Source organism: Pseudocitrobacter cyperus, from assembly GCF_039889165.1.
Taxonomy (GTDB): domain Bacteria; phylum Pseudomonadota; class Gammaproteobacteria; order Enterobacterales; family Enterobacteriaceae; genus Pseudocitrobacter; species Pseudocitrobacter cyperus.
This window is the reverse complement of sequence record NZ_JAYMYY010000007.1, coordinates 35193-51839: the sequence shown is the minus strand read 5'-3', so window position 1 is coordinate 51839 and position 16647 is coordinate 35193. Positions and strand designations below refer to the sequence as shown.

Sequence of the window (16647 nt, the reverse complement as noted above, 5' to 3'; positions counted from 1 at the left end):
GATGTTTGATTTACTCCTGCGCGGTGCGCGCCTCGTCGACGATACCCTCACCGATATCGCCATTCAGGATGGCGTCATCCACGCGCTGGGCGACCTGACGTCACCTGCAAAAAAAACCATCGATCTTCACGGCGACTACTACGTCAGCGCGGGCTGGATTGACTCCCACGTTCACTGCTATCCGAAATCACCGATTTACCACGATGAGCCCGACAGCGTGGGTATCGCCACGGGCGTAACCACCGTTATTGATGCGGGCAGCACCGGCGCAGACGATGTTGACGAGTTTTATAACCTCACACGCCAGGCGGCGACTGACGTGTACGCGCTGCTGAATATCTCCCGCGTCGGGCTGATCGCCCAGAACGAACTGGCCAATATGGCCAATATCGACGCCGACGCGGTGCAACAGGCGGTGAAACGTCACCCTGATTTTATCGTCGGCCTGAAGGCGCGGATGAGCAGCAGCGTGGTGGGTGAGAACGGCATCACGCCGCTGGAACATGCGAAAGCTATGCAGCAAGCCAACGGCGACCTGCCGCTGATGGTGCATATTGGCAATAACCCGCCGAATCTGGATGAGATTGCCGACCTGCTGAGTTCCGGCGACATCATTACCCACTGCTATAACGGCAAACCGAACCGCATCCTGACCCCGGAAGGCGAACTGCGCGCCTCGATTACGCGCGCGCTGAAGCGTGGCGTGCGTCTTGATGTCGGCCACGGTACCGCCAGCTTCAGCTTTGAGGTAGCGAAACGCGCCATCGCGATGGGCATTCTGCCGCACACCATCAGTTCCGATATCTACTGTCGCAACCGCATCGATGGCCCGGTGCGCTCGCTGGCGCTGGTAATGTCCAAATTCCTCGCCATCGGCCTGTCGCTGCCGCAGGTCATTGCCTGCGTCACCGCGCATGCCGCAGAAGGCTTGCGCCTGACCCGTAAAGGCCACCTGGCGCCGGGGATGGACGCCGATCTGACGATTTTCACCGTAAAAGATCAACCGATGAGCCTGACCGATGCGGAAAACGTTTCGCTTCAGGCTGACAAAATTCTGGTGCCGTTGGCTGCCGTTCGCGCAGGCAAGGGCTATATGACCGAACAAGGGAGTGCAGAAAATGCCTTCGATTTTTGAGAAATACAATTTAAAACAAGTGATTAATACATCCGGTCGCATGACCGCGCTAGGTGTTTCGACGCCGCGTCCGGAAGTGGTGCAGGCGGCGATGGACGGCATGAACCAGTATTTTGAGATGAAAGATCTGGTCAATAAAACCGGCGAGTACATCGCAAATTTACTGGATGTGGAAGGGGCGACCGTTGTCTCCTGCGCATCGGCTGGCATTGCGCAGTCCGTGGCGGCGGTGCTGGTGAAAGAGAGCGACTGGCTGCTGGAAAACCTGCACGTCACGCCGATTGAAAATAATGAAATCGTGCTGCCGAAAGGCCATAACGTCAACTTCGGCGCACCGGTCGGCACCATGGTGGCGCTGGGCGGCGGCAAGCTGGTGGAAGCGGGCTATGCTAACGAATGCTCCGCAGCGCAACTGGCGGCGGCAATCACCCCGCGCACGGCGGCGATCCTCTACATCAAATCTCACCACTGCGTACAGAAGAGCATGCTCAGCGTTGAGCAGGCGGTTGTGGTGGCGCGCAAACATAATCTGCCGCTGATCGTTGATGCCGCGGCGGAAGAAGATCTCCAGTGCTACTACCGCTCCGGCGCGGATCTGGTTATCTACAGTGGCGCAAAAGCGATTGAAGGGCCGACCAGCGGGCTGGTGATTGGCAAAACGCAATATGTTGAATGGGTTAAACGTCAGTCGGCGGGTATCGGCCGGGCGATGAAAGTGGGCAAAGAGGGCATTCTCGGCCTGACCTGCGCCATCGAACACTACCTTACCGCCACCAAAGAGAGCGGTGCTGAGATGGTGGCGAAGATGACGCCGTTTATTGACGCACTGAATACGCTCAACGGCGTGTCCGCTCGCGTGGTCTGGGACAGCGCCGGGCGCGACATTGCGCGCACTGAAATTAAATTTGATGAAGCCGTCACCGGTATTGGCACGGGCGAGCTGGTCGATGCGCTCAAGCAGGGGCAATACGCCATCTACTTCCGTGGCTACAAAGCCAACGAAGGCATTATCGAAGCCGATGTGCGCAGCGTCGACCAGGCGCAACTGGAGATTGTGGCTCGCCGCATTGCTGAAGTGATCAAACAGGAGATTAACGCATGAAACTGACCCCAAACTTTTACCGTGACCGCGTCTGCCTGAACGTACTGGCAGGCAGCAAAGAGAACGCCAGCGAAATTTATGAAGCGGCGGAAGGTCATGTGCTGGTGGGCGTGCTCTCCAAAAACTACCCGGATGTGGCAAGTGCGGTAGCGGATATGCGCGACTACGCGGCGCGGATTGATAACGCGCTCTCCGTGGGGCTGGGTGCGGGCGACCCGAACCAGTCGGCGATGGTCAGTGCGATTTCCGCTGAAGTGCAGCCGCAGCACGTCAACCAGGTCTTTACCGGCGTCGCCACCAGCCGTGCGCTACTGGGGCAGAATGACACCGTGGTGAACGGTCTGGTCTCGCCAACCGGCACGCCGGGAATGGTGAAAATTTCCACCGGGCCGCTGAGTAGCGCTGCGCCGGACGGCATCGTGCCGGTTGAAACGGCGATTGCCCTGCTGAAAGATATGGGCGGCAGCTCAATTAAATACTTCCCGATGGGCGGCCTGAAGTGCCGCGATGAGTATAAAGCGGTGGCAGAAGCCTGTGCGCGCCACGATTTCTGGCTGGAGCCAACCGGGGGCATCGATCTGGAAAACTTTAGCGAGATCCTGCAAATCGCCCTCGACGCCGGGGTAAGCAAAATTATCCCGCACATCTACAGTTCTATTATTGATAAAGCCAGTGGTAACACTCGCCCGGATGACGTGCGCGCGCTGCTGGAGATGACGAAGGCGTTAGTGAAGTAATAAGGGTACCCCTCACCCTAACCCTCTCCCCAAAGGGGAGAGGGGATGCTTGTGCTCCCTCTCCCCTTTGGGGAGAGGGCCGGGGTGAGGGGAAACCAACCGCACCATTCCCAAGGAGCCAACATGCATGCATCTTGCCACCTGCTTATCGCTTCACTCTCTCTTCTCGCGACCACTGCCATCGCCCAAACGCAGTATGCGTGGGTTGGGACATACAACCCGAATGGCGAAGGGGTTTATCGCTTTACCATCGACAGTAAAACCGGTGAGTTGAAAGACAAAACCCTGGTCAGCACGTTGCCCAACGCTGCGCAGCTTACCGTCTCCACCGATGGCAAAACGCTGTATGTGGCGAGCGAAGAAGAGAAGGGCGTAGTGCAGGCGCTTCGGGTAGATGAGAAGGGCGCGCTGCATGAGTTAAATCAGGTTTCATCCGGCGGCGCGGGCCCGGTGTATCTCTCACTGACGCCGGGTGGAAAACATCTGCTGGTGGCGAATTATGTCAGCGGTTCCGTGGCGATGTTGCCGGTAAAAGCTGATGGCAGTCTGGCGGAGGCCAGCGATTTTCATCAGGATACGGGTGAACCCGGAGCGGCAAAACCCGCAGCCGCAGTGTCCGGCAGCTTTGCCGCCAGCGACCACAACGGCCCCCATGCCCATATGATCGCCGCCGATCCCAGCGGGAAATACGTTTTCTCGACCGATCTCGGCCTCGATCGGATCTACCAGTATCGTCTGGATGAAAAGAACGGCAAGTTGATCCCCAACACGCCGCCGTTTATTCAGGCCTCTTCCGCAGGTGCCGGGCCCCGTCATTTTGTCTTTACAGCGAAGGGCGACGGGCTGTGGCTGATTAACGAAGAATCTTCCACGCTCACCCACTACCGCCTCGATGCGGCGAGCGGTCGGTTACAGGAAGGGAAGACGATTTCCGCATTGCCAAAAGAGTATCAGGGCACCAGTTTTGCCGCCGGGCTGGCAATCAGCGAGGACGGTAAACAGCTCTATGTTGCCAATCGGTTGCACAACAGTATTGCCCACTTTACCGTAATGAATGATGGCTCATTGATTCATAATGATAATATATGGACGCGAGGCGATTACCCGCGCAGCCTGACGCTTGATAGCAAGGGCCGCTGGCTGTACGTGATGAATCAGCGCAGCGATAACATCACCCGTTTCAGCGTTGCACCTGACGACGGCAAGCTGACTTTTGTCCCCGAGTACACGCCCGTGGGGAGCCCATCTCAAATGGTGATTTCTTTTAACCCCTGAGGCGTAATGAGGAAACTGACGTGCGATTCCCCAACCAGCGTTTAGCGCAGTTATTTAATTTACTGCAAAACGAAATTTTACCGCAGGATGAGCTGGCCGCGAGGTTGTCCGTTTCCACACGCACCGTTCGGGCCGATATCACGGCGCTCAATGCTTTGCTGCTGCGCTACGGAGCGCAGTTTGTTCTGACCCGCGGCAGCGGTTATCAGCTTAAAGTGAGCGACCCGGGGAGTTTTAAAACGCTGGAAGAGAGCACGCCGGGCGCGCTGCGTATCCCGCGCACGGCGGCCGAGCGCGAGCATTCGCTGGCGGTACGTTTTCTGACCTCCGCGTTTTCGCTGAAGCTGGAAGACCTGGCCGATGAGTGGTTTGTCAGCCGCGCGACGCTGCAAAACGACATGATCGCAGTACGAGAGCGCTTCCAGCGCTATCAGCTTACGCTTGAGACACGCCCACGCCATGGCATGAAGCTGTTTGGCAGTGAAGTCTCTATTCGCGCCTGTTTGACGGATATCCTGTGGGAATTGCCGCAGCAGGAGGGATCCAACGGCGGATTAATGGACGAGGCGCTGAACGCCGGGGCGCTGAGCGCGCTAACGGCGACGCTCCAGGAGACCTTCAGCCGCCACGCGATTCGTCTTACCGACGAAGGTGAACGGTTTATCCGCCTTTACTGCGCGGTTGCGGTGCGCCGCATCAGCGAAGGTTATCCGCTGGCAGAGTTCGCCGCAGAAGAAGAGGTGTCGCAGAATGTGCGTGATGCGGCGCGGGATATCGCGGCGGCGATTCAAACGCTGGCCGGAAAGCCGCTGGCGGAGCCTGAAAAAGCGTGGCTGTGTGTGCATATTTCCGCACGCCAGACGCAGCAGGTTTCACCCAGCGCCATCAGCGCTGACGATGCTGAAGCGTTGGTGAACTACATCCTCAGCTATATCAACAGCCACTATAACTACAATCTGCAAAACGACGACCAGCTACACGCGGATCTGCTCACCCATATCAAAACCATGATCACCCGCGTGCGCTATCAAATCATGATCCCCAACCCGCTGCTGGATAACATCAAACAGCACTATCCGATGGCGTGGGATATGACCCTGGCGGCGGTTTCAAGCTGGGGGAAATACACCCCGTATACCATCAACGAAAATGAAGTGGGGTTCCTGGTGCTGCATATCGGCGTCGGACTGGAGCGGCACTATAACATTGGCTATCAGCGTCAGCCGCGCGTGCTGCTGGTGTGCGATACCAGTACGGCGATGGTGCGCATGATTGAAGCGGTGTTACAGCGCAAATACCCGCAGATTGACGTGACCGATGTGCTCTCGCTGCGTGACTACGAACAGCGGGAGAGCATTAGCGAGGACTTCGTCATTTCCACTGCGCGTATCAATGAAAAAGATAAACCGGTCGTCACTATTGCTCCTTTCCCGACGGAGTTCCAGCTTGAACAAATCGGCAAGCTGGTGCTGGTGGATCGCACCCGTCCGTGGATGCTGAACAAATACTTCGATGCCGCACATTTTCGTATTATCGACGGCGATATCGACCAACAGACGTTATTTAGCGAACTTTGCGCTCAGCTTCATGATGAAGGCTTTGTTGATGCCGAGTTCCACTCTTCAGTTGTGGAGCGTGAAGCCATCGTCAGCACCATGCTCGGCGACGGCATCGCGCTGCCTCACGCCCTGGGGCTGCTGGCGCAAAAAACGGTGGTCTACACGGTGCTGGCGCCGCAAGGAATTGCCTGGGGTGACGAAACCGCGCATGTCATCTTCCTGCTCGCGATCAGCAAACGTGAATATGAAGAGGCGATGGCGATCTACGATATTTTTGTCACCTTCCTGCGCGAACGCGCAATGGCGCGGCTGTGTACCTGTCGGGATTTCGAGGCGTTTAAAGCGGTGGCGATGGAGTGTGTGAGCCGGTTTTGAAGAGGGGCGGGCGACGCCCCATCATTAACGCAGGTGATGCACCACCTGATTACTGCTGCCACGCCAGATAAGCGATGGGTCTTTTAAGTCCTGCACAAACTTACCGTCGACCAGCACGTTGATGAGATCAACGACTTCCATCTGCGCAGCGTTGAGCTCGTCCAGCTTGTAGCCAGTCCACACCCAGATATCTTTCCCCGGGCATTCGGCGTGGATGCGTTGCACCAGTTTTAGAATTTCCGGCACGTTTTGCGGATGCAGTGGGTCGCCGCCGGAGAGCGAAATCCCCTGGCGTTTTACGCGCGTATCGTTGAGATCGGCAATGATGCGGTCGGCCATTTCGCTGGTAAACGGCTGGCCGGAGTTCACGCGCCAGGTGCTTTTGTTATAGCAGCCGGGGCATTCGTGAACGCAGCCTGCCACAAACAGTGTGCAGCGGGTGCCGGGGCCATTAACAATATCGACGGGGTAGTACTGATGGTAATTCATGATTGTTCTTCTTGAGTATTGTGCGGGCTGGAGCCCCTCACCCTAACCCTCTCCCACAGGGAGAGGGGACCGACTGAGCAGAACATTTAGGCCGGCGTGGTTTTCTCCCTCTCCCTGTGGGAGAGGGCGGGGTGAGGGGCAGTCGTTTAACCGATCTGCCCGTTGCCGAGGTGTTTCACGCGGCGTTTCACTTCTTCCTGCTTACCGGCGTTAAACGGACGTGCATCGGGGCTGCCTAAGTAACCGCACACGCGGCGGGTGACAGACACGCGGGAGGCGTCGTGGTTGCCGCATTTCGGGCAGGTAAAGCCTTTGCTGGTGCACTCAAACTCACCGGTAAAACCGCACTCATAGCACTCATCAATCGGCGTGTTGGTGCCGTAGTACGGCACGTGCTTGTAGCTGTAATCCCAGACATCTTCCAGCGCTTTCAGGTTGTGCTGGATGTTCGGGTATTCGCCGTAGCAAATGAAACCGCCGTTCGCCAGCGGCGGGTACGGGGCTTCAAAGTCGATTTTGTCGTACGGGTTAACTTTTTTCTCAACGTCTAAGTGGAAGCTGTTGGTGTAGTAGCCCTTGTCGGTCACGCCCGGAACCACGCCAAATTCGGCGGTATCGAGACGGCAGAAGCGGTCACACAGGTTTTCACTTGGGGTGCTGTAGAGGCTGAAGCCGTAGCCGGTTTCCTCTTTCCACTGGTCAACGGCCTGACGCAGGCGCTCAACAATCGCCACGCCTTTTTCACGCAGTGCCGCGTTATCATAGACGTGCTGATTACCGAACAGGGCATTGATCGTTTCATGAATACCGATGTAGCCCAGTGAAATTGATGCGCGGCCGTTTTTGAAGATTTCGGAGACGTCATCGTCAGCCTGCAAACGCACGCCGCATGCGCCTTCCATATACAGGATAGGGGCCACGCGCGCTTTTACGCCTTCCAGGCGCGCGATACGGGTCATCAGCGCTTTACGCGCCAGTTGCAGACGTTCGTCCAGCAGTTTCCAGAACGCAGCTTCGTCGCCTTTGGCTTCCAGCGCGATGCGCGGCAGGTTCAGGCTAATGACGCCCAGGTTGTTACGGCCATCGTGGATCTGTTCGCCGTCTTCGTTTTCCCATACACCGAGGAAGCTGCGGCAGCCCATCGGCGTCTTGAACGAACCGGTCACTTTCACCACCTGATCGTAGTTCAGGATGTCCGGATACATGCGCTTGCTCGCGCACTCCAGCGCCAGTTGCTTGATGTCGTAGTTAGCATCGCCCGGTTTATGGTTCAGGCCATCGCGGATGGCGAACACCAGTTTCGGGAACACGGCGGTTTTACGATTTTTGCCAAGGCCCGCAATACGATTACGCAGAATGGACTGCTGAATCAGGCGAGATTCCCAGCTTGTGCCAAGGCCAAAGCCGAAGGTAACGAACGGGGTCTGACCGTTCGCGGTATGCAGCGTGTTGACTTCATATTCCAGCGACTGGAAGGCGTCATAGCACTCTTTCTCGGTACGGGAATGCGCATAGCCTTCGGCGTCCGGGATCTGCCACTCTTCCGCGGTCTGACGGTGCTTATTGAAACTGGCGGTCACAAATGGAGCCAGCACTTCATCAATACGGTTAATGGTGGTGCCGCCATAAATGTGGCTGGCAACCTGCGCGATGATCTGCGCAGTAACGGCCGTGGCGGTAGAAATGGATTTCGGCGGTTCGATTTCCGCGTTACCCATTTTAAAGCCCTGCGTCAGCATCCCTTTCAGGTCGATCAACATGCAGTTGAACATCGGGAAGAACGGAGAGTAATCAAGATCGTGATAGTGGATAACGCCGCGTTCGTGCGCCATCACCACGTCGTGCGGCAGCAGGTGCTGACGCGCGTAGTGCTTCGCCACGATGCCTGCCAGCAGGTCGCGCTGGGTTGGGATCACTTTACTGTCTTTATTAGCGTTTTCGTTCAGCAGCGCCGAGTTGGTCTGCTCAACCAGGCCGCGGATCTCCTGATTCAGACGGCCGCGTTTTTCACGCTGACTGTCACGATCGTGGCGATATTCGATATAAGCGCGCGCCAGTTGCTTGTACGGGCCAGACATTAACTGGTTTTCAACCGCGGTCTGGATCTCGTTGATATCAACCTGGCTGCGACCCTGCATCTGCTCGCTTACGATTGCCGCGACGGTGGCGCAATAGTCTGCGTCATCGACTCCCGCTGCTTTAGCAGCACGCAGGATAGCTTCCTGGATGCGCTCTGATTTGAACGGCACTTTACAGCCATCGCGTTTCATCACATGCGGTGTCATGATCACTCCATTATAAAAACAGGTTATCCACAGAACTGAAGTCGGGGCGGCGGCGTGATTTACAAAGTCTTCCCGCGAGTTAGCGCTTCTCCAGTCAATTTTATCCACATATCATCCCCTTTCTTCACTGGAAGGGTATGGTGATATTATAGACGGTAAACCCAATATGTTGGGTTGGGATGCATTCTAAGTTCTATATGTAGTGATTTGCATCAAACAAGTTTGCGATTTTATTGATATAGAACAAAGTAAAAATAGAAGCGTACAGATGACGGGCACTACGGCTAATGTAAATTTTGCAGGATTGACAAGTGCTTAAATAGCAAACAAAAACGGTAGGGTTTACATGGAAACTGGCGGCGTTACACCGCCAGTTTAGAGGCGTTATTCCTGCAGCCACCAGATGGCCTCAAAGGGCCGTAGCGTTATTTCCGCAGGCGCGCCTGCGACCTCATCGTAGTTACTCATTAACGTGCGCCACTCGCCGGGGAAGGCCTCTGGCTGCCAGCGCTGCAATGCCGCGCTGAGGTTGGCGGCGACGATTAGGGTCTGTCCCTGCCACTGGCGACGATAGCACCACAGTGAAGGGTGATTCGGCAGCAGATCCTGATAATCACCCCAGATCAGGATCGGCGTGGTTTTACGCAACGCGATCAGTTGTTGATAGGTATAGAAAACGGAATGTGGATCGTTAAGCGCCGCATCGACGTTGATCGTCTCAAAGTTATCGCACAGGGCGATCCACGGCGTGCCGGTGGTGAATCCGCCGTGCTCGTCGCGGTTCCACTGCATGGGGGTGCGGCTGTTATCGCGTGATTTACTGGCAAGGATTGCCAGCAATGTCTGTGCATCATCGCCCTGCGCCAGCCGCTCGGCGAACATATTATGGCTTTCCACGTCGCGATAATCAGTGATCTGCGTGAAATGCGGGTTGGTCATGCCGATCTCTTCACCCTGGTAGATGTAGGGCGTCCCCTGCATGCCATGTAGCACCATCGCCAACATTTTGGCAGCGGGCAGGCGATACTCGCCTTCATCGCCAAAGCGCGAAACAATACGCGGCTGATCGTGATTACACCAGAACAGCGCATTCCACGCGCGATTGTGCATACCCTGCTGCCAGTGGCTGAACAGCGCTTTCAGGGCGACGTAGTCCGGCTTCGCCAGCGTCCATTTCTCGCCACCGGGGTAGTCCACTTTCAGATGGTGGAAGTTAAAAGTCATCGACAGTTCGCGGCCATCCAGGGCGGCATACTGCTGGCAGTTCTCCAGCGAGGTCGAGGACATTTCACCCACCGTCATCAGCCCCCGCGGGGTAAAGACGTCGCGGCTCATTTCCTGCAAAAATTCGTGAGCGCGCGGGCCATCGGTATAAAAACGACGACCGTCACCGTCCGGGTCGGAAGGGAATGCCTGATCTTTTGAAATCAGGTTCACGACATCAAGACGCAGACCATCGACGCCGCGATCGGCCCAAAATTCGCACACTTTTTTCAACTCGGCGCGCACTGCCGGGTTTTCCCAGTTGAGATCCGCCTGTTCTGGTGCGAATAGATGGAGATAGTACTGCTCGCTCTCCGCGTGCCACTGCCAGGCGTTACCGCCAAACTTAGAACGCCAGTTATTCGGTGGTGTACCCGGCTCGCCGTCGCGCCAGATATAAAACTGACGGTATGGGCTCTCTTTATTCAACGACTCGCGAAACCACGCATGCTGCGTGGAAGAGTGGTTGAGCACCATATCCAGTACGATGCGAATACCGCGGGCTTTGGCTTCGGCCATCAGTTCATCAAAGTCATCCAGCGTACCGTAAGCGGGGTCGATGGCGGTGTAGTTCGCCACGTCGTAGCCGTTGTCCACCTGTGGCGACACATAGAACGGCGTCAGCCAGATGGCGTCCACGCCCAATTTTTTCAGGTAGTCGAGGCGGTAGGTCACGCCGCGCAGATCGCCCGTGCCGCTACCGGAGGTGTCCTGAAAACTCTTCGGATAAATTTGATAAATAACGCCGTTCTGCCACCAGTGGGGAAGGATATTCATAGTGCTGTCCTGAAATGCGAAGGGGCGCAAAGGCGCCCCAAAATGAAAATATTAAACAATCTGCAAGGTGCCCTGACGGAACTTACGCTGGTAAACCACAGTGGTGAGGACGATTGGGATGATGATAGCAATCAGCATCGCCAGGCTGAAAACCTGCCAATAGGTTGGCTGAATGGAGAGGATGCCCGGTAAACCACCGACACCAATGCCGTTCGCCATGACACCGCTCAGGCCGCACAGCAGGCCAGCGAGGCCGGAGCCCACCATCGCGCAGAGCATCGGGAAGCGGTACTTCAGGTTGATACCGTACATAGCCGGTTCGGTCACGCCGAGGAAGGCGGAGATTGCAGCAGGCACCGAAATTTCACGTTCGTTTTGTTTGCGGCTGCAAATAATGATGCCGACGACGGCAGACGCCTGCGCGATGTTAGAGAGCGCAATCAGCGGCCAAACCGGCGTGCCGCCCATGCTCTGAATCATCTGCATGTCGATAGCAAGCGTAGTCTGGTGCACACCGGTGATCACCAGCGGGGCATACAGGAAGCCGAACAGTGCCGCGCCGACTGGCGCGAAGCTGCCGGTCATCAGGTGACGCACGGCAAAGGCGACGCCGTCGCCAATCATGCGGCCAAAGGGGCCGATAAAGGCGTGGGCAAGGAACACCGCCAGAATCAGTGAACAAACCGGAACGACGACCAGGTAAAGATAATCAGGCACAATCCGCTTCAGTCGCGTTTCAATCATGCCCAGCGCCAGACCCGCCAACAGTGCCGGGATAACCTGCGCCTGATAACCGACTTTGGCGATAGTAAACAGGCCGAAGTTCCACACTTCCGGCACCTGCTGGCCCAGCAGATAAGCGTTCATTAACTGTGGAGAAACCAGCGTCACCCCGAGCACAATACCCAGAATCGGCGTGCCGCCCATTTTGCGCACCGCCGACCAGCAGATACCCACAGGCAAATAGAAGAAGATTGCCTCGCCAATCAGCCACAGGAAATCGTAGATGGATTGCAGTGAGGGATACATTTGCGCCAGCGTCTGGCCGTTGCTCATCGGCAGGTCGCCGATAACGTTACGGAAACCGAGGATCAAACCCCCGCTGATCAGCGCCGGCAGCAGCGGGAAGAAGATCTCCGCAAAGTGGGAGATCATGCGCTCATGCCATTTCATGTTCTGACGCGCCGCCAGTTTAGCCTGCTCTTTATCCGCCGCGGCCTGACCTGTGGAGGCAATCAACGCCTGATAGTAATCGCCCACTTCGGTGCCAATCACCACCTGGAACTGCCCGGCGTTGGTAAAGCAACCTTTCACCATCGGCAGTTCTTCAATCGCCTTCGGGTCGGCTTTTGCCGGGTTGTTGAGGACAAAGCGTAAGCGGGTAATGCAGTGGCTGACGGTGGCGATGTTATCGCGTCCGCCGACCAGCTCGATAAGTTTATCGATGTTCTGCTGATTTATTTTACTCATTATGAAAACCTCAGTGCAGAGGAGAGATGTTGTGTGTATGACCTGAGCAATAGCCTATCTGCTAACCGATTTTGGGAGAATGGGAACGTTCCCGAAACGCAGCGAGGATCACATAATTAACGCATTTGGGTTTAGATGAGGTTGGCGGGAATAACTATCTGACGCGGTTCAGCGCGGCCGGTTATCTGGCCTATCAACTGTTCTGCCGCCTGGCGTCCTGCTTCCGCATAGCCAGGATCAACGGTGATAATTTCCGGGTGCAGGAACTTCATCAACGGTGTATTCCCGACGCTCGCAAGTTGTACGGAATCCATGCGTTGCTGCTGAAAATATTTGCTCGCTCCCAGCGCCAGTGTATCGGTGGCGCACAAGAGCGCGGTGGTTTCCGGTGTCATGACTTTGCTGGCGTATTCAAAGCCCTGCTTCATGGCGAGGCCGGGGAGGGCGGCGACCGGGTTGAGTTTATGTTTCTTACAGAAGGCAAGATAGGCGTCGTGACGGCGCTGGCCGGTGGTGACATCGCTGTGAGGCACGCCGAGGTAGCTGATGTGGCGGTGGCCCTGATCGTAAAGACGCTGCATTAACACGCTGATAGCGCCTTTATCGTCATAACACACGGAAGCAAAACCTTTGGCATCGCGCGCCACCATCACCAGCGAAGAGCGCCAGTTTGTCAGCATCGCTTCTGTAACGCCGGTGAAGCCAAATAGCACCACGCCATCGATATTGCGCCGTTTCAGCATGCCCAGATGCTCTTCCACTTTCTCCGGCGAAAACTGGCTTTCCATCATAATCGGGTCATAGCCCTGCTCATAAAAAACGGGCAGCATGGTTTGTACGGCAAGGTTTTCCGACAATGAATCAAGACGCGTGACGATAATAGCGACCACTTTGTCACTCTGCCCACGCATCGCACGCGCGGAGCGGGAAGGGGAAAAACCGTGCTGATTCATCACTTCTTCAACACGTTCACGGGTACGATCGCTGACACCGCTTTCATTATTCAGCACGCGGGACACGGTCGATTTCCCCACTCCACTCAGGCGCGCAATATCTTTAATGGTCAGCCGGTTCTGCATCTCGTTTCCCGTGTTAACAAAATGTTATTTAAATTGAGGGTCTCATCCTACGCAAACAATACGCAATGAGCAAAGTCTGGTTTACGTTCGGTTTAGTTGCTGACAGGTATTATACCGCCCGAACTGCCACGAACATTATGGTTTTATACGTATAATGTGCGGCGTTGTTAATCTTTCATCTTACCGGAGGCCGTATGGATCCCGATCCCACCCCTCTCCCGCATGGGAGCATAATTTTCCGGTAAGTCAGTTTTCACTGCCTTACCGAATACGTGAGGCAGTGACATCCCCGATGTCCCTGTAAAAAATTAAGTGCCTGACAGGTACTGCTTTGTTGCGCCTGTCAGCCGAGCTGTGTCCGCACGTTGCGGATGCGGGGGACGTTTTATGTTGAAAAATATGACCCGGCAGTTGCTTGCACAACTTAGCCGCCACCTGCCACGCCGTTTAGTCCAGCGCGACCCGATGCCGGATGGCAAAAATCTCTCGTCCGTACCGATGCCCGACTCTTTGAGCCAGCACTGCCTGAACGTGGCAATGATGGACGAGCCGGCTGTTTGGCAAACTTTTGCCACTCACCCGGAAGGGCTAAACGATGCTGAAGTCGCCGCGAAACGCGAGCGTTTTGGCGATAACCAAATCCCGGCGCAGAAGCCTGCGCCGTGGTGGGTTCACCTGTGGAGCTGCTATCGCAACCCGTTTAACCTGCTGCTGACGGTGCTTGGTATCGTCTCCTACTCGACGGAAGATCTCTTCGCCGCCGGGGTGATTGCGTTGATGGTAGCGATCTCCACGCTGCTCAATTTTGTGCAGGAAGCGCGCTCCACCAAAGCGGCCGATGCGCTGAAAGCGATGGTGAGCAACACCGCAACCGTTCTGCGCGTAGTGAATATTCAGGGCGAAAGCCGCTGGTGTGAAATCCCTCTCGACCAGCTTGTCCCCGGCGATATTGTCAAACTGTCGGCAGGCGACATGATCCCAGCAGACCTGCGGGTTGTGCAGGCGCGCGATCTTTTCGTCGCTCAGGCATCGCTCACCGGCGAGTCGCTACCCGTTGAAAAAGTCGCTCGCAGCCGTGACCCACAGCAGGTGAACCCGCTTGAGTGCGATACCCTCTGCTTTATGGGCACCACCGTGGTGAGCGGCTCGGCGCAGGCGATCGTCACGGCGACGGGCGGAAATACCTGGTTTGGACAACTTGCCGGGCGCGTCAGCGAGCAGGAGAGCGAGCCGAACGCGTTTCAGAAAGGCATCAGCCGCGTCAGTATGTTGCTGATTCGCTTTATGCTGGTGATGACGCCAATCGTGCTGCTGATCAACGGCTACACCAAAGGCGACTGGTGGGAAGCGGCGCTGTTTGCGTTGTCGGTTGCCGTCGGCTTAACGCCGGAAATGCTGCCGATGATCGTCACCTCGACGCTGGCGCGCGGGGCGGTGAAACTCTCCAAACAGAAAGTCATCGTCAAGCATCTCGACGCGATTCAGAACTTTGGTGCGATGGATATTCTCTGCACCGATAAAACCGGCACCCTGACGCAGGATAAAATCGTGCTGGAAAATCATACGGATATCTCCGGCAAAGTGAGCGAGCGTGTGCTGCATACCGCCTGGCTCAACAGCCATTACCAGACCGGGCTGAAAAACCTGCTCGATACCGCCGTGCTGGAAGGTGTAGAGGAAAATGCCGCGCGTGCCCTTTCAACACAGTGGCAGAAAGTGGATGAGATCCCGTTTGATTTCGAACGCCGCCGCATGTCGGTGGTGGTGAGTGAGCAGCCGTCGGTGCACAAACTCATTTGCAAAGGTGCGTTGCAGGAGATCCTTAATGTCTCTGCGCAGGTGCGTTATAACGGCGAAATCGTCCCGCTGGATGAAACCATGCTGCGCCGCATTAAACGCGTTACCGACACGCTGAACCGTCAGGGGCTGCGTGTGGTGGCGGTGGCGAGTAAATATCTGCCCGCACGCGAAGGGGACTACCAGCGTATTGATGAGTCCGACCTGATTCTGGAAGGCTACATCGCGTTTCTCGACCCGCCGAAAGAGACCACTGCACCGGCGCTGAAAGCGCTGAAAGAGAGCGGTATCACCGTGAAAATTCTCACCGGCGACAGCGAGCTGGTGGCCGCGAAAGTGTGCCATGAAGTGGGGCTGGATGTGGGCGATGTGGTTGTGGGGAGCGATATTGAAACCCTGAGCGATGACGAGCTTGCAGCGCTGGCGCTGCGCACCACGCTGTTTGCTCGTCTGACGCCGATGCATAAAGAGCGCATCGTGACGCTGCTGCGCCGCGAAGGCCATGTGGTTGGTTTTATGGGCGACGGCATCAACGATGCGCCCGCGCTGCGTGCGGCCGATATTGGTATTTCTGTCGATGGCGCAGTGGACATCGCCCGTGAAGCCGCTGACATCATCCTGCTGGAAAAGAGCCTGATGGTGCTGGAAGAGGGGGTTATCGAAGGCCGCCGGACGTTTGCCAATATGTTGAAATACATCAAGATGACGGCCAGTTCTAACTTCGGTAACGTCTTCAGCGTCCTGGTGGCGAGCGCGTTCCTGCCGTTCCTGCCGATGCTGCCGTTGCATCTGTTGATTCAGAACCTGCTGTACGATGTATCCCAGGTGGCGATCCCGTTTGATAACGTCGACGATGAGCAGATCCAGAAACCGCAGCGCTGGCAGCCGTCTGAACTGGGGCGCTTTATGATCTTCTTCGGGCCGATTAGCTCCATCTTCGACATTCTGACCTTCTGCGTGATGTGGTTCGTCTTCCACGCCAATGTGCCGGAAGCACAGACGCTGTTCCAGTCCGGCTGGTTCGTGGTGGGGTTACTGTCGCAGACGCTGATTGTGCATATGATCCGCACACGGCGTATTCCATTCATCCAGAGCCGTGCCGCCTGGCCGCTGATTATCATGACGCTGGTGGTGATGGTCGTCGGTATCGCGCTGCCGTTCTCGCCGCTGGCGGAGTATCTCCAGTTACAGGCGCTGCCACTCTCTTACTTCCCGTGGCTGGTCGCGATTCTGGCGGGATATATGACGCTGACGCAGATGGTGAAAGGGTTCTTTAGCCGTCGGTATGGCTGGCAGTAATCATA

At 56.3% G+C, this 16647-nt stretch carries 11 protein-coding genes; 6 read left to right on the top strand and 5 right to left on the bottom strand.

The annotated features are described in order from the left end of the window. The first annotated feature begins 1 nt into the window (after position 1). From VSR74_RS19240 to VSR74_RS19220, 5 genes are all read left to right on the top strand, one after another. Positions 2-1135: an amidohydrolase/deacetylase family metallohydrolase gene (locus VSR74_RS19240; protein WP_347796200.1), complete on the top strand. Its 1134-nt coding sequence runs from the start codon at positions 2-4 to the stop codon at positions 1133-1135. Then, positions 1119-2237 (top strand): DgaE family pyridoxal phosphate-dependent ammonia lyase, encoded by a 1119-nt coding sequence (locus tag VSR74_RS19235; RefSeq protein WP_347796199.1) that lies wholly within the window; start codon positions 1119-1121, stop codon positions 2235-2237. The genes VSR74_RS19240 and VSR74_RS19235 overlap by 17 nt, the downstream gene beginning before the upstream one ends. After that, the gene (gene dagF, locus VSR74_RS19230) at positions 2234-2974 is read left to right on the top strand and encodes a 2-dehydro-3-deoxy-phosphogluconate aldolase (RefSeq protein ID WP_347796198.1); all 741 of its coding nucleotides are present in this window, start codon (positions 2234-2236) and stop codon (positions 2972-2974) included. The genes VSR74_RS19235 and dagF overlap by 4 nt, the downstream gene beginning before the upstream one ends. A 123-nt stretch (positions 2975-3097) precedes the next feature. Continuing rightward, positions 3098-4249 (top strand): lactonase family protein, encoded by a 1152-nt coding sequence (locus VSR74_RS19225; protein WP_347796197.1) that lies wholly within the window; start codon positions 3098-3100, stop codon positions 4247-4249. Positions 4250-4269: 20 nt separating this feature from the next. Further along, positions 4270-6183, top strand: coding sequence for a BglG family transcription antiterminator (locus VSR74_RS19220; RefSeq protein ID WP_347796196.1), 1914 nt, complete (start codon positions 4270-4272; stop codon positions 6181-6183). A 24-nt stretch (positions 6184-6207) separates the two neighbouring features. Here VSR74_RS19220 and nrdG read toward each other — a convergent pair whose 3' ends face one another. The 5 genes from nrdG to treR all read right to left on the bottom strand — a co-directional run bounded on the left by nrdG (position 6208) and on the right by treR (position 13546). After that, positions 6208-6672 (bottom strand): anaerobic ribonucleoside-triphosphate reductase-activating protein, encoded by a 465-nt coding sequence (nrdG, locus tag VSR74_RS19215; RefSeq protein ID WP_347796195.1) that lies wholly within the window; start codon positions 6670-6672, stop codon positions 6208-6210. A 146-nt stretch (positions 6673-6818) separates the two neighbouring features. After that, on the bottom strand, positions 6819-8957 hold the full coding sequence (gene nrdD / locus VSR74_RS19210) for an anaerobic ribonucleoside-triphosphate reductase (RefSeq protein WP_347796194.1): 2139 nt from the start codon (positions 8955-8957) through the stop codon (positions 6819-6821). A gap of 384 nt (positions 8958-9341) precedes the next feature. Further along, positions 9342-10997, bottom strand: coding sequence for an alpha,alpha-phosphotrehalase (gene treC, locus VSR74_RS19205; protein WP_347796193.1), 1656 nt, complete (start codon positions 10995-10997; stop codon positions 9342-9344). Positions 10998-11048: 51 nt separating this feature from the next. Next, positions 11049-12467, bottom strand: a complete 1419-nt coding sequence (gene treB, locus VSR74_RS19200) for a PTS trehalose transporter subunit IIBC (protein WP_347796192.1) — start codon at positions 12465-12467, stop codon at positions 11049-11051. A gap of 131 nt (positions 12468-12598) precedes the next feature. Continuing rightward, a complete protein-coding gene (gene treR, locus VSR74_RS19195; protein WP_347796191.1) occupies positions 12599-13546 on the bottom strand; it encodes a trehalose operon repressor TreR in 948 nt (315 codons plus the stop codon). Between the two features lie 387 nt (positions 13547-13933). Between treR and mgtA the strand changes: the two genes are divergently transcribed. Continuing rightward, positions 13934-16642 (top strand): magnesium-translocating P-type ATPase, encoded by a 2709-nt coding sequence (gene mgtA, locus VSR74_RS19190; RefSeq protein ID WP_347796190.1) that lies wholly within the window; start codon positions 13934-13936, stop codon positions 16640-16642. Positions 16643-16647 lie beyond the last annotated feature (5 nt).